General features: G+C 53.2%; 19 protein-coding genes, 4 tRNA genes and 4 other RNA genes. 10 read left to right on the top strand and 17 right to left on the bottom strand.

Annotated elements, in window-relative coordinates; translation table 11 throughout:
- The first annotated feature begins 146 nt into the window (after positions 1-146).
- The 5 genes from SOM82_RS14485 (at position 147) to pdxK (ending at position 6,995) form a co-directional block, all read left to right on the top strand.
- Complete coding sequence (locus SOM82_RS14485) at positions 147-1,001, top strand: helix-turn-helix domain-containing protein (RefSeq protein ID WP_320459681.1); 855 nt, start codon at positions 147-149, stop codon at positions 999-1,001.
- A gap of 156 nt (positions 1,002-1,157) precedes the next feature.
- Positions 1,158-2,462 carry an MFS transporter gene (locus SOM82_RS14480; protein WP_320459682.1) on the top strand — a complete coding sequence of 435 codons (1,305 nt, stop codon included), beginning with the start codon at positions 1,158-1,160 and terminating at the stop codon, positions 2,460-2,462.
- 27 nt (positions 2,463-2,489) lie between these two features.
- Positions 2,490-5,171, top strand: coding sequence for an alpha-L-rhamnosidase (locus tag SOM82_RS14475; protein ID WP_320459683.1), 2,682 nt, complete (start codon positions 2,490-2,492; stop codon positions 5,169-5,171).
- Positions 5,172-5,241: 70 nt separating this feature from the next.
- The gene (gene cysM, locus SOM82_RS14470) at positions 5,242-6,153 is read left to right on the top strand and encodes a cysteine synthase CysM (protein WP_320459684.1); all 912 of its coding nucleotides are present in this window, start codon (positions 5,242-5,244) and stop codon (positions 6,151-6,153) included.
- A gap of 5 nt (positions 6,154-6,158) precedes the next feature.
- A complete protein-coding gene (gene pdxK, locus SOM82_RS14465) occupies positions 6,159-6,995 on the top strand; it encodes a pyridoxine/pyridoxal/pyridoxamine kinase (protein ID WP_320459685.1) in 837 nt (278 codons plus the stop codon).
- Between the two features lie 44 nt (positions 6,996-7,039).
- Here the strand turns inward: pdxK and crr are convergent, their stop codons facing one another.
- The 5 genes from crr to cysZ all read right to left on the bottom strand — a co-directional run bounded on the left by crr (position 7,040) and on the right by cysZ (position 11,831).
- Positions 7,040-7,549: a PTS glucose transporter subunit IIA gene (crr, locus tag SOM82_RS14460; protein WP_049841435.1), complete on the bottom strand. Its 510-nt coding sequence runs from the start codon at positions 7,547-7,549 to the stop codon at positions 7,040-7,042.
- 40 nt (positions 7,550-7,589) lie between these two features.
- The gene (ptsI, locus tag SOM82_RS14455) at positions 7,590-9,317 is read right to left on the bottom strand and encodes a phosphoenolpyruvate-protein phosphotransferase PtsI (protein ID WP_154128430.1); all 1,728 of its coding nucleotides are present in this window, start codon (positions 9,315-9,317) and stop codon (positions 7,590-7,592) included.
- Positions 9,318-9,360: 43 nt separating this feature from the next.
- Entirely contained in the window at positions 9,361-9,618 is a 258-nt protein-coding gene (gene ptsH, locus SOM82_RS14450; RefSeq protein ID WP_000487600.1) for a phosphocarrier protein Hpr, read from the bottom strand.
- 317 nt (positions 9,619-9,935) lie between these two features.
- Positions 9,936-10,907, bottom strand: a complete 972-nt coding sequence (gene cysK, locus SOM82_RS14445; protein WP_320459686.1) for a cysteine synthase A — start codon at positions 10,905-10,907, stop codon at positions 9,936-9,938.
- A 162-nt stretch (positions 10,908-11,069) separates the two neighbouring features.
- A complete protein-coding gene (cysZ, locus tag SOM82_RS14440; RefSeq protein ID WP_320459687.1) occupies positions 11,070-11,831 on the bottom strand; it encodes a sulfate transporter CysZ in 762 nt (253 codons plus the stop codon).
- A gap of 230 nt (positions 11,832-12,061) precedes the next feature.
- Here cysZ and zipA point away from each other — a divergent pair, with 230 nt between their 5' ends.
- The 3 genes from zipA (at position 12,062) to SOM82_RS14425 (ending at position 15,364) form a co-directional block, all read left to right on the top strand.
- Complete coding sequence (zipA, locus tag SOM82_RS14435) at positions 12,062-13,063, top strand: cell division protein ZipA (RefSeq protein WP_320459688.1); 1,002 nt, start codon at positions 12,062-12,064, stop codon at positions 13,061-13,063.
- A 68-nt stretch (positions 13,064-13,131) separates the two neighbouring features.
- Positions 13,132-15,147, top strand: a complete 2,016-nt coding sequence (gene ligA, locus SOM82_RS14430; RefSeq protein WP_320459689.1) for an NAD-dependent DNA ligase LigA — start codon at positions 13,132-13,134, stop codon at positions 15,145-15,147.
- A gap of 1 nt (position 15,148) precedes the next feature.
- Positions 15,149-15,364 carry a DUF3820 family protein gene (locus SOM82_RS14425; RefSeq protein WP_320459690.1) on the top strand — a complete coding sequence of 72 codons (216 nt, stop codon included), beginning with the start codon at positions 15,149-15,151 and terminating at the stop codon, positions 15,362-15,364.
- Here SOM82_RS14425 and SOM82_RS14420 read toward each other — a convergent pair.
- The gene (locus SOM82_RS14420) at positions 15,361-16,356 is read right to left on the bottom strand and encodes a bile acid:sodium symporter family protein (RefSeq protein ID WP_154128439.1); all 996 of its coding nucleotides are present in this window, start codon (positions 16,354-16,356) and stop codon (positions 15,361-15,363) included. The two genes, SOM82_RS14425 and SOM82_RS14420, sit on opposite strands and share 4 nt — an antisense overlap.
- Before the next feature lie 89 nt (positions 16,357-16,445).
- On the opposite strand from SOM82_RS14420, the gene SOM82_RS14415 reads away from it, so the two are divergent.
- Positions 16,446-17,381, top strand: a complete 936-nt coding sequence (locus tag SOM82_RS14415; protein ID WP_154128440.1) for a LysR family transcriptional regulator — start codon at positions 16,446-16,448, stop codon at positions 17,379-17,381.
- Here the strand turns inward: SOM82_RS14415 and SOM82_RS14410 are convergent.
- From SOM82_RS14410 to SOM82_RS14370, 9 genes are all read right to left on the bottom strand, one after another.
- Positions 17,378-17,722, bottom strand: coding sequence for a FlxA-like family protein (locus SOM82_RS14410; RefSeq protein WP_320459691.1), 345 nt, complete (start codon positions 17,720-17,722; stop codon positions 17,378-17,380). The two genes, SOM82_RS14415 and SOM82_RS14410, sit on opposite strands and share 4 nt — an antisense overlap.
- Before the next feature lie 207 nt (positions 17,723-17,929).
- A non-coding RNA gene (locus SOM82_RS14405) (RtT sRNA) lies at positions 17,930-18,057 on the bottom strand.
- Positions 18,058-18,086: 29 nt separating this feature from the next.
- Positions 18,087-18,219: non-coding RNA, RtT sRNA (locus SOM82_RS14400), on the bottom strand.
- A 24-nt stretch (positions 18,220-18,243) separates the two neighbouring features.
- A non-coding RNA gene (locus SOM82_RS14395) (RtT sRNA) lies at positions 18,244-18,371 on the bottom strand.
- Positions 18,372-18,400: 29 nt separating this feature from the next.
- A non-coding RNA gene (locus SOM82_RS14390) (RtT sRNA) lies at positions 18,401-18,524 on the bottom strand.
- Positions 18,525-18,557: 33 nt separating this feature from the next.
- Positions 18,558-18,633: transfer RNA gene (locus SOM82_RS14385), tRNA-Lys, on the bottom strand.
- Positions 18,634-18,636: 3 nt separating this feature from the next.
- Positions 18,637-18,712 (bottom strand) — tRNA-Val (locus SOM82_RS14380).
- Positions 18,713-18,747: 35 nt separating this feature from the next.
- Positions 18,748-18,823: transfer RNA gene (locus SOM82_RS14375), tRNA-Val, on the bottom strand.
- 43 nt (positions 18,824-18,866) lie between these two features.
- Positions 18,867-18,942 (bottom strand) — tRNA-Val (locus tag SOM82_RS14370).
- Positions 18,943-19,200: 258 nt separating this feature from the next.
- Here SOM82_RS14370 and gltX point away from each other — a divergent pair.
- Positions 19,201-20,616 carry a glutamate--tRNA ligase gene (gltX, locus tag SOM82_RS14365; RefSeq protein ID WP_320459692.1) on the top strand — a complete coding sequence of 472 codons (1,416 nt, stop codon included), beginning with the start codon at positions 19,201-19,203 and terminating at the stop codon, positions 20,614-20,616.
- A gap of 47 nt (positions 20,617-20,663) precedes the next feature.
- On the opposite strand, the gene SOM82_RS14360 is transcribed toward gltX, so the two are convergent.
- Positions 20,664-21,059 (bottom strand): YfeC-like transcriptional regulator, encoded by a 396-nt coding sequence (locus tag SOM82_RS14360; RefSeq protein WP_154127502.1) that lies wholly within the window; start codon positions 21,057-21,059, stop codon positions 20,664-20,666.
- A gap of 1 nt (position 21,060) precedes the next feature.
- Entirely contained in the window at positions 21,061-21,423 is a 363-nt protein-coding gene (locus SOM82_RS14355; protein ID WP_154127501.1) for a YfeC-like transcriptional regulator, read from the bottom strand.
- Positions 21,424-21,570: the final 147 nt, after the last annotated feature.

Raw genomic sequence — 21,570 nt, 5'->3', positions numbered from 1 at the left:
AGTGATGGGAATGTCACAGGGAATTACGTGTGACTGCCATTTACGCATAATGACTTGTCAGCACTCTTGCTGTTTAATGTTGATGTGCCGGGAAAAATATCACGCTTACACATTGTAAGGATATTAACGCAGTCAGCGAGGTCACTATGGTGGACATTAAACAGTGCGAAGATTTCTTTCCGTCAGAAGAGCATGCGTTCTGTGTGTTTATGCTAAACAACCAGGCGATGGCTGATTTGCACGGGCATGAATTTGACGAACTGGTCATTGTCCGCAGTGGCAGTGGTTTTCATATCGTGAACGATCAGGCAGAGATGATTCGTCAGGGTGATTTCTTTTTCGTGACGGCGAACGATGTACATTATTATGAGGCTACCAGTGAACTTTCGTTGATTAATATTTTAATTCGCCCCCAGCGCATGTTTAAGTATATTAAAGACGTTGACGATCTTCTGATCCCTATTACCGATAAAACTCGACCTTTTGCTGAAAACTACCAGCCGTTAACCGAACTGGCGCTGAACCGTATTGTTCTACTGGCGGAAGGCATTAGCCATCGACGCGATGATGCCTTTGACTCACTCTATTTTTCCGGAACCGAGTCGGCGTTCCTGCAAATCCTGACCATTCTGTGCGAGGGGCAGGGCGTCAGTAAAGATGCTATTGATGGGTGGGGGAAAGTTTATTTGTTGGATCATATCCGCCAGCACTATGCCCAAGAGATTAACTGGAAAGGGGTCTGTGAAGAGGCCGGGATAGCGATTCGCACGCTTTACCGTTTTTTTCATCAGATGACCGGCAATACGCCAGAGAAATTCCAGCAACTTTATCGTTTGCTGAAAGCGCAGGAATTATTACGTACTACAGATATCCCCGTCAGTCGTATCGCGATACTTTGCGGTTTTCTTAATCCTTCGCGCTTAACCGAAGCGTATCGTCGCTATTTTCAACACACGCCCTCGCAGGAGCGTCAATTAAGTCTGTCAATTAAACAAAGATAGTCGTTAATAGTGAGATACCCTTCTCACGTATTAATAAAATGCCGGCGTCTTTATTGATAGCTGTTGCTCCGGTATTGTCCAGATATACACGTTAAGATCTGACGTTATTTCTCAGGAGTGGATTTACTATTTATATAAAATAATGGAGTGTTTATTATGCTCGATATCAAACAACCCAATCCGTGGTACGTGGGTGTCGTTTCTGGCATGGCATCTTATATTGACTCGGCCGCCATTGTCTCTAATGGTACGGCACTGGTGATTTACCAAAAAGCCCTCGGCACAACCTCGACTGAAATTGGCATTCTTTCGGGTGTTTTGACCTTATGTATTGCCCTTGGCGCATTTTCTGGCGGCCGTTTAGGGGACTGTTACGGCAGACGCACCGTTTTTATTATTACGATGGCCATGGTTCTGCTTGGCTCGTTACTGCTGGCTTTTTCCGGGGCGTTTTATTTCCTGCTGGCAGGCACGGTACTGGTGGGTTTGGCGACGGGGGCCGATCTTCCGGTTTCACTGGCGACCATTTCGGAAGCAGCCAGCGATAAAAATCGCGGCAAAATTATTGGTCTTTCGAACCTGCTGTGGTTTGCCGGGATTTGTACCACGATGGCGATTTCGGCGCTGGTTGGTGGCTGGGGCAGATCCGGTGCCCAGATTTTATATCTGCATGTCGGTATCGTGGCGTTCATTCTGTTGGTACTGCGCTGGTCGCTACCTGAGTCCCCCTTGTGGCTGACGGCGCATAAAGAGCGACAAGCGGGCAGAGCCACTGTCCGCGCGCAAAAAACGGCGGTCAGAGATTTATTACACGGGAAATACCTCTGGCCCTTTATTACGCTGTGTCTGTTTTACATGTTCACCAATCTGGCGGCCAACACCGGCGGGCAGTTCGGGGCCTATGTCGCGGTGAATGTGGTCGGTATCACCGTCGAAAAAAATGCGCTGTGGAATCTGATAGCAATGCCGGTGGGCGTGCTGTCCGGTCTGCTGTTCATGAAAATGGTTGATACCAAAAGACGCATGCTGGTGTTCATCATCGGGGCCTGCTTCTTTGCCGGTGGTTTCTTCATGCCGGTGCTGCTGCACTTTTCTCCTGCCTCCTGGCTGAGTTGCCTGCTGTTTACGGCGATAGGCAGCGGGATGGCATTTGAGGGGATCATGAAAGTTTGGTCCCAGGAGTCGTTTCCCACCATGCTACGCGCCACTGCTCAGGGGGCGATTGTTGGCCTGGCACGCCTGACCTGCGGCATCCTCGCTTTTGTCACTCCGGTTCTGCTCGATGCCGGGCCAGTGATGCTCTACACCCTCCTTTCTGGCCTGGTAGCATCCGGCATGTTCATTGGTTGGCTCTGTTTTCACGGTAAACCACGCAATGAATTCTCCAGCGAGGCCGAGATCATCGCTTCGCAAAGCCATAACACGTTACCCGCTGCGGCTCAGACCACAACGCAGAATTAGTCTCAATTACGCAAGGAGTCTTAGATTATGCTTTCTGTTAGTCATATTACGCTGGACGGCGAAACCACTTTGAGCGGCGTGGCGCGGTTCCCCGCCATCGGCTGGAAAATTCATAGCGACAAACGTGATGTTGTGCAGCGTTCATGGCACCTGCAGTGCAGCACCACTGCCGATTTTTCATCACTGATTTTTGATAGTGGAGAGGTCTTTAGTGCGCAGTCCAGTCACATCGAACTGGGTGACATCGCACTATTGCCTTCTACTCGCTATTACCTGCAGGTGTGCATTACTGACAACCAGGGGGCAGCCAGCGCCTGGAGCCCGGCCGCAACGTTTGTCACCGGGCTGCTCGATACGCCGTGGCAGGCAGCGTTTATCTCTGCGGAATCGCCGAGTGATAAGGCGAATTCAGCAGCCACACTGCTACGCAAAGGCTTTACGCTCTCGTCGCACAAAGCGATTACCGCGGCCTGGGTGCACGCCACGGCGCTCGGCATCTATCAGCTGTTTCTCAACGGTGAGCGCGTCGGCAACGACGAACTGACGCCCGGCTGGACCAGTTATCGCCATCATCTGTGTTACCAAACCTATGATGTCACTGGGCTGCTAAATCAGGGTGACAACGTGATAGGCGCTGAGCTGGGCGCGGGCTGGTTTAAAGGCGATATGGGTTTCAGCCGCCACCGCAACTACTACGGTGAACAAACGGCGCTGCTGTGTCAGATGGTGATTCAGTATGAGGATGGCACGCAGCAGGTGGTCAGGTCAGATAACAGCTGGCGAGGGAGTGATTCTGCCCGCCAGTTTGCTGAGATTTATGACGGGGAGGTATTCGACGCGTGTCGGCTTCAGCCGGGCTGGAGCCGCGCGGGCTTTAATGAGGCTTTATGGCGTGGGGTCTCGGTTGTCCACTGGGATAAAAATACGCTCACCGCACAGGGGGCGGGTACCGTCCAGCAAATCGAAAGGCTGGCAGCGAAGGCATTAATCATCACCCCGCAGGGCGATAAGGTGCTCGATTTCGGTCAGAACATGAGCGGCTGGGTGGAGTTTCGGGTGAACGGCCAGACCGGGGATAAGGTGGTGTTGCGCCATTTCGAAACGCTGGACGCCGGTGGCAACGTGTATCTCGATAACCTGCGTACGGCCAAACAGACGACCGAGTATTGTTTAAACGGCGAGGGCGAAGAGGTCTGGCACCCTCGCTTTAGCTGGCAGGGTTTCCGCTATGTGAAGGTGGAAGCGTATCCTGGAGAGCTTAACCTGGATAACTTCACTGCCATTGTGATTCATTCCGCGATGGCACCGACCGGGCAGTTCGCCTGTTCAAATCCTGACCTTAATCAGCTACACCACAATATTCTGTGGGGGCTGAAAAGCAACTTTGTCGATGTGCCGACCGACTGTCCGCAGCGCGATGAGCGCCTGGGCTGGACCGGTGATGCGCAGATTTTTTGTCGTACCGCTAGCTACCTGATGCAAACCCAGACCTTCTTTTCCAAATGGCTCCTTGACCTGAAATCCGATCAAACCCCGGAAGGCGGTGTTCCGCATGTAATCCCCGATATCCTCACTGGCCACTGTGACCAGGATAAGTTCCTTGCTGAAGGGGGAACGCATTCGGCAACGGGCTGGGCGGATGCGGCGGTGGTCAATCCATGGACAATGTACCTGATGTACGGTGATAAGCGGGTGCTGGAAAATCAGTACGCCAGCATGAAAGGTTGGGTCGATTTCATGCAGGCGCATGCAGACAACGACATCTGGCGCTATAAGCTGCAGTTCGGCGACTGGGTGGCGCTGGATGCACAAGAGGGCAGCTATTTTGGCGCCACCCCGGAAGATCTGATCTGCACCGCCTGGTATGCCCATTCGACGCTACTGCTGGCGAAGGCCGCGAACGTGCTGGGCCACACAGACGACCACCGCTATTACCAGGCTTTGCAGGCGAGGATTGTTGAACGTTTTCAGCAGCGATTCTTTACCGCCGAGGGGGAAATGACGGCGCGCACTCAAACGGCGCATATTCTCGCGCTGTGTTTCAATCTGGTGCCTGACGTCTGGCGCCAGCGTACTGCCGATACGCTGGTGGAATTATTGCATGAACATGACGGGCATCTGGTGACCGGTTTCCTCGGTACACCGTATTTCTGTCACGCACTAAGCCAAAATCAGCATCCTAAGGCAGCCTGGGCGCTGTTGTTGAAAGAGGACTTCCCCTCTTGGCTGTATCAGGTGAAAGCCGGGGCAACCACTATTTGGGAGCACTGGGATGGCATCAAACCCGATGGCTCGATGTGGAGTCCCGATATGAACTCCTTCAACCACTATGCTTATGGTGCGGTGGGTGAATGGCTGTATCGCACCGTAGCGGGCATTGAGGCGGACGAAACTGCACCAGGTTTTAAACATGCGATGATTTCTCCGCTGCCCGGTGGCGGGTTAAGCTGGGTGAATGCTCACTATCAGTCGATCTATGGCGACATCGCTGTGAAATGGCAGGCTGTGAAGGGGCGCGTGGTGCTGACTTTCAGCATTCCGGCCAACACGACAGCGACCATTAAATTGTCTGCGGTTAGACAACTTCTCACGACGGACACGCTTAATTTTGCTCACGTTAAAGGGGAATGGTCGGCGCGCTGCGGATCAGGGGAATATCAGATTGAGTATTTGCCAGATGAATCGGTAGACCTGACTTACACAGACTGATAGCTTAACGTTATCACACTGAGCAAGCGGCCCTCGTGGCCGCTTTTTCTATGAAAGTCTGGACCTGAAAGTGAACACATTAGAACAAACCATCGGTAATACCCCATTAGTCAGACTACAGCGACTCGTGCCTGATAACGGCAGCGAAATCTGGGTCAAGCTGGAAGGCAACAACCCGGCGGGATCGGTGAAAGACCGGGCCGCGCTGTCGATGATTGTGCAGGCGGAAAAGCGCGGGGAGATCAAACCGGGCGATGTGCTGATCGAAGCCACCAGTGGTAACACTGGCATTGCGCTTGCCATGATCGCTGCGTTGAAAGGCTATCAGATGAAGCTGCTGATGCCGGATAACATGAGCCAGGAGCGTCGCGCTGCGATGCGTGCGTACGGCGCAGAACTGATCCTGGTGACCAAAGAGCAGGGGATGGAAGGGGCGCGCGATCTGGCGCTGGAGATGGCCCGGCGCGGCGAAGGCAAACTGCTCGATCAGTTTAATAACCCCGATAACCCCTATGCGCATTATACGACCACAGGCCCGGAAATCTGGCATCAGACCGCGGGTCGCATTAGCCATTTTGTCTCCAGCATGGGGACGACCGGGACGATTACCGGCGTATCGCGTTTTCTGCGCGAGCAGGAAAAAAACGTCACTATTGTGGGTCTGCAGCCGGAAGAGGGCAGCAGTATTCCGGGTATTCGCCGCTGGCCTGCGGAATATATGCCGGGCATTTTTAATGCCCAGCTTGTGGACCAGGTGCTGGATATCCACCAGCGCGAAGCGGAAAATACGATGCGTGAACTGGCGGTGCGTGAAGGCATCTTCTGCGGCGTCAGTTCGGGCGGTGCGGTAGCCGGAGCGCTGCGAATTGCGCAGGCACATCCGGGGGCGGTGGTGGTGGCGATTATTTGCGATCGCGGCGATCGTTATCTGTCTACCGGTGTCTTTGGTGAAGAGAGTTATTCGCAGGGGGCGGGAATTTAAGCGTCATGGAGATGATTTTATTTCGGGATAAAACCCGTGCGCAGCAGACGGATATTGTCGCTGTGCAGTCGCAGGTGGTTTACGGTAGCGTAGGCAACAGTATTGCGGTGCCAAACATCAGACAACACCAGCTCACCGTCACGGCTATCCCGACGGTGCTGTTCAGTAATACCCCGCATTACGACACCTTTTACGGCGGGGTGATCCCCGACGACTGGTTCAGCGGTTACCTGAAAGCGCTGGAAGAGCGCGATGTGCTGCGCGAACTCAAAGCGGTCACGACCGGTTATATGGGCAGTGCCAGTCAGATAGCGATTCTGGCGCAGTGGCTTACCGCCATTAAGAAAAAGCATCCTGATTTACTGGTGCTGGTCGATCCGGTCATTGGTGACATCGACAGCGGGATCTACGTGAAACCCGAAATTCCGCAAGCCTATCGCCAGCATTTGCTGCCGCTGGCGCAGGGCATTACCCCGAACGTCTTCGAGCTTGAAGTGCTGAGCGGTCAGCCGTGTCGTACACCTGAAAGCGCGATTGCGGCCGCAAAAAGTTTGCTGTCCGATACGCTGACGTGGGTGGCGATTACCAGTGCGCCGGTTGCCTCTGAGCCTGAACACATCCACGTGGTGCTGGTGACAAAAGACAGCGTAACCGTGAGTGCGCATCCGCGCGTCTCGACCGATCTGAAAGGCACGGGCGATCTGTTCTGTTCAGAGTTGGTGAGCGGCATTGTGCAGGGCAGAGACATTGCTGACGCGATACGCCGTGCAGGAGATCGGGTGACAGAAGTGATGATGTATACGCAGAAAAAGGGCTTTGATGAGCTCATTTTGCCGGCATAAACAAAAATGGCGCCCGAAGGCGCCATTTTTCTGTGCGGCAAGAATTACTTCTTGATGCGGATGACCGGGGTTTCACCCACGGTTACGCTGCCAGACAGTTTGATCAGTTCTTTGATTTCGTCCATGTTGGAGATAACAACCGGAGTCAGGGTAGACTTGGCTTTCTCTTCCAGCAGCGCCAGATCGAATTCGATGACCGGGTCGCCCACTTTCACACGCTGGCCTTCTTCCGCGATACGCTTGAAGCCTTCGCCTTTCAGCTCAACGGTATCGATACCGAAGTGTACGAACAGTTCGATACCACTATCAGATTCGATAGAGAACGCATGGTTGGTTTCAAAAATTTTACCGATGGTGCCGTCAACTGGCGCAACCATTTTGTTACCCGTTGGTTTGATAGCAATGCCATCACCAACGATTTTTTCGGCAAATACTACATCCGGCACGTCTTCGATATTAACGATTTCGCCAGACAGCGGAGCAATAATCTCAATAGTTCCGGTGTCTTTCTTATCATCAGAAACCAGAGATTTCAGTTTATCGAACAAACCCATGATCTTCTCCTAAGCAGTAATTTGGGCCGCATCTCGTGGATTAGCAGATTGTTTTTTCTTCAATGAACTTGTTAACCAGCGTCATTAACTCGTCCGTTGTCGGTTGAGCAAGAGCCTGCTCTGCTAACACCTTCGCATCTTCGAAGTTCGTGTTACGGATAATCTTCTTAATGCGCGGGATGGAAATGGCGCTCATAGAGAATTCGTCCAGACCCATACCCAGCAACAGAAGTGTAGCACGTTCGTCGCCTGCAAGCTCACCGCACATGCCTGTCCATTTACCTTCAGCATGAGAAGCATCAATAACTTGCTTGATAAGCGTGAGTACGGACGGTGACATCGGCTGGTAGAGATGTGAAATCATATCATTACCACGGTCAACTGCCAGGGTGTACTGCGTTAAATCATTGGTACCGATACTAAAGAAGTCGACTTCTTTGGCTAAATGACGAGCAATAGTTGCCGCAGCAGGTGTTTCCACCATTACGCCAACTTCAATGGTTTCGTCAAAGGCTTTACCTTCGTCGCGCAGTTCCTGTTTGTAGATTTCGATCTCTTTCTTCAGTGCACGCACTTCTTCAACAGAGATGATCATCGGGAACATGATACGCAGTTTACCGAAAGCGGAAGCACGCAGAATGGCACGAACCTGATCGCGGAGGATCTCTTTACGGTCCATGGCAATACGCACTGCACGCCAGCCCAGGAACGGGTTTTCTTCTTTCGGGAAGTTCATGTACGGCAGCTCTTTGTCGCCACCGATGTCCATGGTACGCACGATAACAGCCTGAGAGCCGCATGCTTCGGCAACCGCTTTGTACGCAGCAAACTGTTCTTCTTCAGTTGGCAGCGCGTCACGGTCCATGAACAGGAATTCAGTACGATACAGACCCACACCTTCCGCGCCGTTGCGCTCTGCGCCTTCGACGTCACGGACAGTACCGATATTTGCACAAACTTCTACCTGATGACCGTCCAGCGTAATGGCTGGCAGATCTTTCAGTTTAGCGAGCTCGGCTTTCTCGGAAGCAACCTGCTCCTGCACGGCGCGCAGTTGCTCGATCTCTTCGTTGGTTGGATTGACGTAAACCTGATTGTTTACGGCATCCAGAATCAGATAGTCGTCGTTTTTAACCTGCGCGGTGACGCTACCGGTGCCCACGATGGCTGGCAGTTCCAGAGAACGCGCCATGATAGAGGTATGGGAGGTACGCCCACCTGCGTCGGTGATGAAACCCAGCACCTTGTTGAGGTTCAGCTGTGCGGTTTCAGAAGGCGTCAGATCGGCTGCGACCAGGATAACTTCGTCCTGAATAGCGCTCAAATCAATAATCGCCAGACCCAGGATGTTGCGCAGCAGGCGCTTACCGATATCACGTACGTCAGCCGCACGCTCTTTCAGGTATTCGTCATCCAGTTCTTCAAGGGCAGTCGCCTGGCCTTCGATAATTTCATGTGCAGCCGCGTCGGCCGTCATGCCCTTATCTTTAATCAGGGCTATGATTTCCTGCTCCAGCTCCTCATCTTCGAGCAGCATGATGTGCCCTTCGAAGATGGCTTCTTTTTCTTCACCGAAAGTTTCGCCAGCTTTAGTTTTGATGGCTTCCAGTTGCGCTGATGCCTTGGCACGACCGCTCAGAAAACGCTCAACTTCCTGATCAACCTTGTCGGCAGAAATTTTTTTCCGGTCGATGACGATCTCGTCTTCTTTCAGCAGAAGTGCTTTGCCGAAAGCGATACCCGGGGATGCTAAAATGCCTGAAATCATAACCCTACCTTACTTGTGACTGATATTGAAAAGAACCCGTTACTTACTCGAGCTCAGCCATCAGTTTTACCAGATGCTCAACTGCTTTCTGCTCGTCTTCACCTTCTGCAGAGATGGTGACAACGGTACCCTGAGTCAGGCCCAGAGTTTGCAGCTTGAACAGGCTTTTCGCGCTAGCGCTTTTGCCGTTGGAGGTCACAGTGATCTCAGAAGTGAAGCCTTTAGCTTCTTTAACAAACTGAGCAGCAGGGCGGGTGTGCAGACCGTTCGGAGCGGTAATGGTAACTTCTTGCTGGAACATTGTATTTCCCCAACTTATAGGTTTAGTGTTGTGGAACTAAAGTCTAGCCTGGCGGCTTAACTTTAGCCTGTCTTGTTAGCGCTGACGTTTCGCTCGTCATTAAACATTATGCAGTGAAAGCAAGACTTGAACCAAATCATAAAATCGATTCAGCAACTCTATTTCCTGTTTTGATTAATTTCGCGCTTCAAAATAATTGTCAGGTTAAATACCAGACCCGACGGGGTGAATCAATGCCAGGAGGAGTAAAAGTTTGAAGCAGGCCACAAAAAAGCACCCATCAGGGTGCTTTTTTACGCGTTTTTAACATGCTGGCATTACTGTTGCAGTTCTTTTTCAGTAAACAGATCCGCAAACAGAGCAGTGCTTAAGTAACGCTCACCTGAAGAAGGTAGGATAACCACGATATTCTTATTGGTAAAGGTTTCATCTTCCTGAAGCTTGAGCGCAGCTGCGACCGCAGCGCCAGAAGAGATGCCTGCCAGAATACCTTCTTCATCCATCAGGCGACGTGCGGTCGAAATGGCTTCTTCGTTGGTGATAGCCACGACTTTGTCGATCAGTTTCAGATCGAGGTTGCCAGGGATAAAACCAGCGCCGATGCCCTGGATTTTGTGTGGGCCTGGCTTAAGCTCTTCACCAGCCAGCGCCTGGGCAATGACCGGAGAATCGGTTGGCTCAACCGCAACGGTGATCAGGTCTTTCTTGCCTTTGGTGCCTTTAATATAGCGACTCACGCCGGTCAGCGTACCGCCAGTCCCCACGCCGGAGATAAACACATCAACCTGACCGTCGGTATCTTCCCAGATTTCCGGGCCGGTGGTTTTTTCGTGGATTTCCGGGTTAGCCGGGTTGCTGAACTGCTGCAACAGCAGATAATTCGCCGGATCGCTGGCGACAATTTCTTCTGCTTTTTGAATAGCGCCTTTCATACCTTTCGCGCCTTCGGTCAGAACCAGATTCGCGCCCAGCGCTTTCAGCAGCTTACGGCGCTCAATGCTCATGGTTTCAGGCATGGTCAGCGTCAGCTTATAGCCACGCGCAGCGGCAACGTATGCCAGCGCAATACCGGTATTACCGCTGGTCGGTTCAACCAGTTCAACGCCTGGCTTCAGAACGCCACGCTTTTCGGCATCCCAAATCATGTTTGCACCGATACGGCATTTTACGCTGAAGCTTGGGTTACGTGATTCTACCTTCGCAAGAATGCGTCCATTACCGATACGGTTCAGTCGAACCAGTGGCGTATGACCGATAGTCAGCGAGTTGTCTTCGTAAATCTTACTCATGGCCTGTCCTTAACTGTATGAAATTGGGATACCGTCCCAGCATACCTGTTGGATAAGTATGCGGAAGTAAGGAAATCGCATATCTATATGCTGCAAGGAAATAATGGCTATCAGTATGGAATAAGGAAGGCATAAGCCGTCCGCCATTTACACAGTTTTGCATTACTTCCATAACGCGTGCTTAGGTCGGTAGCAGTCCACCCACATCGCCGTAGCGCCACAAACTGCGACGGGCATGATGAACAGATTCAGGACAGGGATCATGGTGAACAGGCTGGTCAGCGCCCCAAACTGCATATTGGTTACTTTGCGGGTGCGCAGGGCGGTACGCATCTCTTTGAACGGCACTTTATGGTTATCAAACGGGTAGTCGCAATACTGAATAGCCAGCATCCAGGCGCTAAACAGGAACCACAACACCGGGGCAACCGTCTGACCGATGCCGGGAATGAAATAAAGGATTAACAGGACAACTGCACGCGGCAGATACCAGGCGAACTTCTGCCATTCCCGTTTCATGATGCGCGGGACGTCTTTCATGATGCCGAAAATACCCGTATCCGGCGGGGTCGCGCCCGTCAGCCGCGCTTCGAGCTGCTCGGCCAGCAGGCCATTGAACGGGGCCGCTATCCAGTTGGCAATGGTCGAGAAAAAATAACCAAACACCAGCAAAACAGAAAGTACGACGACAGGCCACAGCAGATAGCTGAGCCACTGCAGCCAGTCCGGAACATGACTCATAATAGACGGCACCCAGCTTTCGAGTTGGGTGAAAAGCCACCAGAATGCGCCCCCCATCAGCAGGATGTTGATCAATAGAGGCAGGATCACAAAGCGTCGGATGCCGGGCAGGGAGACCAGTTTCCATCCCTGAGAAAAATACCAGATGCCGCTGCGCGGGGTCGTTGTTGATGTTGAAACCATAACCAGGCTGTACTCCTTTTTTCACAACCAGTGGATTTACCCGCCCATATTATCGAGTTATGGACCAATGACCAGTTCGGAAATGTTCGAAAAAACAGCAAAAAGCACGATTTCGTTCATCTTTATGCTGTGAATCCTCTGCGCACACTTGCACTTGACGTAATCGACAAATACTCTTAGTGAGTAAATGTTTGCCGTGGTGGCAAGGTGTTAGAACAACAGAGAATATAATGATGCAGGATTTGCGTCTGATATTAATCATTGTTGGCGCGATCGCCATACTCGCTTTACTGGTACATGGTTTCTGGACCAGCCGTAAAGAACGCTCCTCTATGTTTCGCGATCGCCCACTGAAGCGCATGAAGTCCAGTCGTCACGACGATGACGGCGATGACGACATCGAAGATAACGACGACGAAGGCGTGGGTGAAGTTCGCGTTCATCGTGTGAATACTGCGTCCGGCGTGGGCAATGGGGAGCATGAAGCGCCTCGTCAGTCTCCGCAGCACCAGTATCAGCCGCCGTACGCTTCTGCACAGCCGCGTCAACCAGCGCCACAACCTGTGGAAGAGCCGTTGCGCCAGCCACAACAGCAACCGCCGGTTCAGCACCCGTCGCCGGTGCAGCCACAACCGATCGCAGTTGAGCCGCAGCCCGTTCAACAACCGGTGCCGCAGCCGCGTCCCGCACAGCCGTCGCAACCAGAAGTGCCGCCTCAGCCCGTGCATACGCAACCTGCTCCGCAGCCCGCGCCTTTAGTTGAACCTGAGCCGATCGTGGAAGAAGCGCCAGTGGTTGAAAAGCCGCAGCGTAAAGAAACGGTCATCATCATGAACGTGGCGGCTCATCATGGCACTCAGCTTAATGGTGATGTGTTGCTTAACAGCATCGAGCAGGCTGGCTTCAAATTCGGTGATATGAATATTTTCCATCGCCATCTCAGCCCGGACGGTAGCGGACCTGCGCTGTTCAGCCTGGCAAATATGGTCAATCCTGGCACGTTCGATCCGGAAATGACCGGGGATTTCATCACGCCGGGTATCACTATCTTTATGCAAGTGCCGTCCTATGGCGACGAATTGCAAAACTTTAAGCTGATGCTGCAATCCGCCCAGCACATTGCCGATGAAGTCGGTGGTGTGGTGCTCGACGATCAGCGTCGTATGATGACGCCGCAGAAACTGCGCGAATATCAGGACCGCATCCGCGAAGTAAAGGAAGCTAACGCCTAATTTCTGCGTTCTCTTCCACTCCTCCTCAACCCCCGCATGTCGGGGGTTTTTCTCATTGATGGTGCGATATGGACTCAATCGAACAACAACTGACACAATTACGAACCGCACTTCGCCATCATGAATACCTGTATCACGTGATGGATGCGCCGGAAGTGCCGGATGCGGAATACGACCGTCTGATGCGCGAACTGCGCGATCTGGAAGCGCAGCACCCCGAACTCATTACACCCGACTCGCCGACCCAGCGCGTTGGTGCAGCGCCGTTGGCGGCCTTCAGTCAGGTGCGTCATGAAGTGCCGATGCTGTCGCTGGATAACGTCTTCGATGAAGCGAGCTTCCTGGCGTTCAATAAACGCGTGCAGGATCGTCTGAAAAGCACGGACACCCTGACCTGGTGCTGCGAGCTAAAGCTTGACGGCCTGGCGGTGAGTATTCTGTATGAAAATGGCGTACTGGTGCGGGCTGCAACGCGCGGTGATGGCACCACGGGCGAGGACATCACCACAAACGTACGTACTATCCGGGCGATCCCGTTAACTCTGCGTGGCAAGAACATTCCTGCGCGTCTTGAGGTGCGGGGTGAAGTCTTCCTGCCGCAGGCGGGCTTTGAGAAAATTAACGATGAAGCACGCCGCACCGGCGGGAAAGTGTTTGCTAACCCACGTAACGCAGCAGCAGGCTCATTACGTCAGCTTGATCCGCGGATCGCAGCGAAGCGACCGCTGACATTTTTCTGTTACGGCGTCGGGATCCTTGAAGGCGGTGAGCTGCCCGATACGCATCTGGGGCGTTTAATGCAGTTTAAAGAGTGGGGCTTACCGGTGAGTAACCGGGTAAAGCTTTGTGACTCTCCTGAAGCCGTACTGGCGTTTTATCATCAGGTTGAAGAAGACCGCCCATCGCTGGGATTTGATATCGACGGCGTGGTGATCAAAGTGAATTCGCTGGCGCTGCAGGAACAACTTGGCTTTGTTGCCCGTGCGCCTCGCTGGGCGGTGGCGTTTAAATTCCCGGCACAGGAACAGATGACGTTCGTGCGCGATGTCGAATTCCAGGTCGGGCGCACCGGCGCAATTACCCCGGTTGCACGTCTGGAACCGGTGCAGGTTGCGGGGGTGCTGGTCAGTAATGCGACGCTGCACAACGCGGACGAAATCGCGCGCCTGGGGCTGAGAATTGGCGATAAAGTGGTCATCCGTCGTGCGGGTGATGTGATCCCGCAGGTGGTCAGCGTCGTTGAGTCAGAACGTCCGGAAGAGACCCGGGCCATTGAATTCCCGGCCCATTGCCCGGTTTGCGGTTCAGATGTCGAACGCGTCGAAGGCGAGGCCGTCACGCGCTGTACGGGCGGCTTGATTTGCGGCGCTCAGCGCAAAGAGGCCTTGAAACATTTTGTGTCACGCCGCGCAATGGACGTTGACGGTATGGGCGATAAAATCATCGATCAGCTGGTCGAGAAAGAGTATGTCCATACCCCTGCCGATCTGTTCCGCCTGACGGCTGGAAAGCTGACCGGTCTCGATCGTATGGGGCCAAAATCGGCGCAGAATGTGGTCAACGCGCTGGAGAAAGCCAAAGAGACCACCTTCGCCCGTTTCCTGTATGCGCTGGGTATCCGTGAGGTTGGCGAGGCGACGGCGGCAGGGCTGGCAGCCCATTTCGGTTCGCTTGAGTTGCTGGAGAAAGCCTCAATTGAAGATCTGCAAAAAGTGCAGGACGTGGGGATTGTTGTCGCCAGCCACGTCTTTAACTTCTTTGCCGAAGAGAGCAACCGTGAGGTCATCGGCCAATTGCTGGCGGAAGGCATTCACTGGCCTGCGCCGGTGGTGATAAATGCCGAAGAGATCGACAGCCCGTTTGCCGGTAAAACGGTGGTGCTAACCGGCAGTTTGAGTCAGTTATCGCGTGACGATGCAAAAGCGCGTCTGGTGGCGTTAGGGGCGAAAGTGGCGGGGAGCGTGTCGAAGAAAACTGATCTGGTCATCGCCGGAGAGGCCGCGGGCTCTAAACTCGTCAAAGCCCAGGAGTTGGGTATTGATGTGATCGACGAAGCTGAAATGCTGCGCCTGTTGGGAGAGTAACGTGGAGAAAGAACAGCTTATCGAAATCGCAAATACCGAAATGCCGTTTGGTAAGTACAAAGGGCGTCGTTTGATTGATGTGCCGGAAGAGTATCTGCTGTGGTTCGCGCGCAAAGATCAATTCCCTGCCGGGCGACTGGGTGAGCTGATGGCTATTACGCTGCTTATCAAAACGGAAGGGCTGAGCCATCTGGTTCAGCCCCTCAAGCGTCTCTAAGCTTTTGCGGCGCGGGTCTCTTCCTGCGCCAGCTTCTCCGTCTGGCGCTTGTAACGGCGCGCCATCACCGCACAGACCATCAGCTGGATCTGGTGGAAAATCATCAGCGGCAGCACCATCATGCCGATGACTGAGGTCGGGAAGAGGATATTTGCCATTGGGATCCCGTTGGCAAGGCTCTTTTTCGAACCGCAGAACACGATAGTAATTTCATCCGCTTTGTTGAATCCAAACCTGCGGGCTGCAAAAATGTTTACCGCAATCACAATGGCCAGCAGCACGATGCTGACCAGTGCGATAAACAGCAATGAACCCACGCCAACCTTGTGCCAAATTCCGTTAACTACGGCTTCACCGAAGGCGGAATAGACCACTAACAGGATGGAGGTCTGGTCCGTTTTGCCAATCCACTTTTTATTTCTGGCGACGAAATCCCCCGTCCACGGGCGAGAAAGGTGACCAAGTACGAAGGGCAGCAGCAGTTGCAGACAAATTTTCCCCACCTGCTCAAGATTCCCCTCTGCACCGTGCATATTCATCAGCAGCCCGACCAGCAGCGGCGACACAAAAATCCCCAGCAGGCTGGAGGCGGACGCTGAACAGACCGCCGCCGCCACATTGCCGCCAGCCAATGACGTGAACGCGATGGCGGACTGCACGGTGGCAGGCAAAATGCACAGATACAGGAAACCGGTATAGAGCGCCGGATCGACATTTACCGGGGCCCACCAGGCAAACAGTACGCCGAGAACCGGGAAAATGACGAAGGTGCTACACATCACCCACAGGTGCAGTCGCCAGTGGCTACCGCCTGCGATGATGGCTTCGCGAGAGAGCTTGGCACCATGCATAAAAAACAGCAGGGCGATCGCCGCTGTCGTCAGGCCGTCAATGAACGGAACAAAACCGCCGCGAGCCGGGAAGAAAGAGGCCAGCAGGACGGTGGCAATCAGCGTGAGGGTGAAGGGGTCGAGAATGCGAAACAGTTTCATAAACTCTCCTGATATCAGATTTCGCTATTGTGCTTTGAACCGTTTGAGAAATAAAATTGATTTATTGCATCTATTCATGAATAAAACAGATGAATTACTCATTACGTCAGCTTCGTGTTTTTGTCATGGTTGCCCAGGCCCGCAGTTTTAGCCGCGCCGGAGAGATAATTGGTTTGAGCCAGTCGGCAGTGAGCCACAGTGTGAAAGAGCTGGAGCGGCAAACGGGTGTGCGTCTGCTTGACCGTACGACCCGCGAAGTGGTGCTTACCGAGGCGGGGCAACAGCTGGCTGCGCGTCTGGGAAGCCTGCTTGATGAACTCAACAGCACGTTGCGAGATGTCGGCAGGGTAGGGCAGCAGCTCTCCGGAACCGTGCGGGTGGCCGCTAGCCAGACGATTTCTGCGCATCTTATTCCGCAGTGCATCGCGCAGAGTAATCAGCGGTATCCCGATATTGATTTTGTGCTTCACGACCGGCCCCAGCAGTGGGTGCTGGAGAGTATTCGCCTGGGTGATGTGGATTTCGGGATTGTTATCGATCCCGGCCCGGCGACCGACCTTGAGTGTGAAGTGGTGCTTTCGGAGCCTTTTTTGCTGCTGTGTCGCGACGACGATCCCCTTGCCGCGATGCCACAGGTGACGTGGCAAGCGTTAGAGGGGGCAAGACTGGTATTGCAGGATTATGCATCGGGCAGCCGACCGTTGATTGACCGGGCGCTGGCGGACCAGCGGGTGAACGCGACAATTGTGCAGGAAATTGGCCATCCGGCAACGCTGTTTCCGATGGTCGAGGCCGGGATTGGGATCAGCGTACTCCCTGCCCTGGCGCTACCGCTGCCGCAGGGGAACCGGCTGGTTGTGAAGCGTTTTACGCCCTGTATTGAGCGTCAGTTGATGCTGGTGCGGCGCAAAAACCGCTCGCTGTCAGGTGCGGCTCATGCGCTTTGGGAAGTGGTACGTATGCAGGCACAGCAGCTGATGGAGGCCCGCATACGCGATCCCTTGTTTAACGCGCCGGCTGATTAGATATAGATATCAATCTGATGTTCTGCCGAAGGGGAGTTCACGCCTTCGATCTTACCTTGTTTTTGGTCTTGTTTTTGTTGCGCTTCTTCGGCCTGCTGGCGCTGTAATTGTGCCAGTTGGGCTTGCAACATTTTGATCTGAGCCTGGATCAACTCCTGCTGCTTTTTCTTATCTTCGACACTACTGCTGCCGTTTGCCACGTCCTTAAGTTGTTGGGTCAGCTTGGTGATCTGCGAAGTGATACGGCTGATTTGCGAGGAGATATCGCTGCCGCCTGAGCTGGTGCTGCTGCCACTACTGCCAGATTGAATGGATGCTGCTGATGTTTGTATCGTCGTCATGTTGGTTCCTCTTGCCATAAAAGAAGAATATCGGCATGAGAAGAAATAGCTTGAGCACATCTGCCAGATCTGGCAGGTCCAGCGAGCGTAGAATTTATGCCAGATGAGCAGGGAGGAGCAGAAAACGGTGTTTGAAGGTATTGAAACGCCGGGCAGGAACCCTGTCGCGGATAGCAAAAAAGCGCCTTTAGGGCGCTTTTTTTACATTGGTGGGTCGTGTAGGATGACGTGACGATGTCTCGCACTTCGGGCCGTCGCCGCCAGCGGCTCCGTTGCCTCACTGCGTTCGGCTCGAACCTGCAGCAGGTTCGAATCTCACATATCGCAGATAGCAAAAAAGCGCCTTTAGGGCGCTTTTTTACATTGGTGGGTCGTGCAGGATGACGTGACGATGTCTCGCCCTTCGGGCCGTCGCCGCCAGCGGCTCCGTTGCCTCACTGCGTTCGGCTCGAACCTGCAGCAGGTTCGAATCTCATATATCGCAGATAGCAAAAAAGCGCCTTTAGGGCGCTTTTTTACATTGGTGGGTCGTGCAGGATGACGTGACGATGTCTCGCCCTTCGGGCCGTCGCTGCCAGCGGCTCCGTTGCCTCACTGCGTTCGGCTCGAACCTGCAGCAGGTTCGAATCTCACATATCGCAGATAGCAAAAAAGCGCCTTTAGGGCGCTTTTTTACATTGGTGGGTCGTGCAGGATGACGTGACGATGTCTCGCCCTTCGGGCCGTCGCCGCCAGCGGCTCCGTTGCCTCACTGCGTTCGGCTCGAACCTGCAGCAGGTTCGAATCTCATGTATCGCAGATAGCAAAAAAGCGCCTTTAGGGCGCTTTTTTACATTGGTGGGTCGTGCAGGATTCGAACCTGCGACCAATTGATTAAAAGTCAACTGCTCTACCAACTGAGCTAACGACCCGAATGGTGGGTGATGACGGGCTCGAACCGCCGACCCCCTCCGTGTAAAGGAGGTGCTCTACCAACTGAGCTAATCACCCATTTCGGTACTACTTAGACAAGATACATTTAAGAATGGTGGGCGATGACGGGCTCGAACCGCCGACCCCCTCCGTGTAAAGGAGATGCTCTACCAACTGAGCTAATCGCCCATACTTAAATTCTTATCTACACTGCGGCATCTATCAAAATAGATGGTGGGTGATGACGGGCTCGAACCGCCGACCCCCTCCGTGTAAAGGAGATGCTCTACCAACTGAGCTAATCACCCCCGCTGTGTGGAGTCGCATTATAGGGAGAGTTGAAAATGAGTCAACGCCTTTTCTAAAGATTTAGTTCGTTCGTCGTAAAATTAAACAAAAGGATCACAAAATGGTCCGCGCCGCATGATTTCTAAACAAATTTAGTAAACCTGCATGTCAAACAGGCAACATCATTGAGGAATCGCCTCACAGTGATAGAATATTGCCCATTGCTTTTTTCCCAGTATTTGCCGGTCGTCGGCATCTTTATAACGTAAGGCCATTTCATGAAAATCAAAACTCGCTTCGCGCCCAGCCCGACAGGCTATCTGCACGTCGGTGGTGCACGTACTGCTCTCTATTCCTGGCTGTTTGCACGTAACCACGGCGGTGAGTTTGTGCTGCGTATTGAAGACACCGATCTGGAGCGCTCTACGCCAGAAGCCATCGAAGCCATTATGGATGGCATGAACTGGTTGAATCTGGAGTGGGATGAAGGCCCATATTTCCAGACTAAACGTTTCGACCGTTATAACGCGGTGATTGATGAGATGCTGGTCGCGGGCACGGCGTACAAATGCTACTGCTCGAAAGAGCGTCTGGAAGCGCTGCGCGAAGAGCAGATGGCGAACGGCGATAAACCTCGTTACGACGGTCGCTGCCGCCACAGCCATGAACATCATGCGGCTGATGAGCCATGCGTGGTGCGTTTTGCTAACCCGCAGGATGGCTCGGTGATCTTTGACGATCAGATCCGTGGCCCGATTGAGTTCAGCAATCAGGAGCTGGACGATCTGATTATTCGTCGTACCGACGGTTCACCAACCTACAACTTCTGCGTGGTGGTTGATGACTGGGACATGGAAATCACCCACGTTATCCGTGGTGAAGATCATATCAACAACACCCCGCGCCAGATCAACATCCTGAAAGCGCTGAATGCGCCTGTGCCGGTTTACGCGCACGTTTCCATGATTAACGGCGACGACGGTAAAAAACTGTCCAAACGTCATGGTGCGGTGAGCGTGATGCAGTACCGTGATGACGGTTACCTGCCGGAAGCACTGCTGAACTACCTGGTGCGTCTGGGCTGGTCCAGCGGCGATCAGGAGATCTTCAGCCGTGAAGAGATGATCAAGCTGTTCTCCCTTAATGCAGTGAGCAAGTCTGCCAGTGCCTTTAATACTGACAAACTGCTGTGGCTGAACCATCACTATATCAACACCATGCCGCCGGAATATGTTGCGACCTATCTGCAATGGCATATTGAGCAGGCCAATATTGATACACGCAATGGCCCGCAACTGGCAGATCTGGTGAAACTGCTGGGCGAACGCTGCAAAACGCTAAAAGAGATCGCGGAAAGCTGCCGTTACTTCTACGAAGAATTTGATGCGTTTGATGCCGATGCGGCGAAAAAACACCTGCGTCCGGTCGCGCGTCAACCGCTGGAAGTGGTACGTGATAAACTGGCCGCACTTACTGACTGGACAGCTGAAAATGTTCATCATGCCATTCAGGCAACGGCCGACGATCTGGAAGTGGGCATGGGTAAAGTAGGCATGCCGCTGCGTGTGGCTGTGACTGGCGCAGGCCAGTCGCCAGGCCTGGATGTGACGGTGCATGCGATCGGTAAAACACGCAGCGTCTCACGCATTAATAAAGCGCTGGACTTTATTGCTGAGCGCGAAAGCCAGCAATAACATCCTGGCAAGAAGACAGAACAACGGCAGGCTCTCCTGCCGTTTTTTTATGCCTGCTCTTCAGCGATCCCGAGACGGGTCAAAAAACCCTGAATCCCTTCGCGCGCCAGCAGCACGGCGAGTCTTTCTTGCTCAAGCGTTGTCATATTTTCCAGGGCGCTGGTCACCTGACGTAATAAGCTTGTGGTGTTGGTGTCGCCATAGAAACCTGGCGTCTCTGCGAGCTGATAAACGGCCTGACGGTTACGAATAGCGGGGAGACGACTAATATGTTCGCGTACGTGGGCATCTATATGAATGAGTCGGGCTCGTCCGCCTTTTACTCCATTCAGGCCCTCGGTTTTCCATCCTTGCTTGCGTACCCAGCGGTTTACCGTTTGTTTGGTGACCCCCAAACTTTCGGCCAGCTCTTCCGTGGTCATTTTGCTCCGTAATCTTTTCATATCAGTTCTGGTCGCGTATCCCTAAACGTTGTAACAATCCGGAAATCCCTTCCCGCAGCATCAAGGTAGTCAGCTGCTTTTGCTCATCCGGGGTCATCTCGTTTGCCAGTGTCAGCAACAGCGAGTGCAGTGAGTTATTTTCCGCGACGATGTCAGGAAGCTGAGGTTCGTCTGCTGTGCGGCATGCACTGCGAATAAATTCCCGTACTTTTTCGTTCACATGCACCAGACGCGCCTTTCCACCCTGAACACCCGGTCTTGGCGATGTTTTCCAACCCTCTTTACGTACCCATTTATTGATGGTCTGACGGCTATAGCCAGTGAGCCGGGATAACTCCTCTGGCGTCATTCGTTCCTTGATCATGCAATTACCTGAATATCAGTGGGGTTATGAGTGGTTCATCTTATAGCACCCTTTTACGCGAAAACGTGACAGGTTTAACTACTGGCTGCGAGCAGCTTCGCAATGTGATCCATTTGCATGATTTTTCGACGATTGGAAGGGTGGAGC

Origin of the sequence: Lelliottia sp. CFBP8978 (assembly GCF_034046055.2) — a bacterium.
Taxonomy (GTDB): domain Bacteria; phylum Pseudomonadota; class Gammaproteobacteria; order Enterobacterales; family Enterobacteriaceae; genus Enterobacter.
This window is presented reverse-complemented; position numbering and strand designations above follow the sequence as displayed.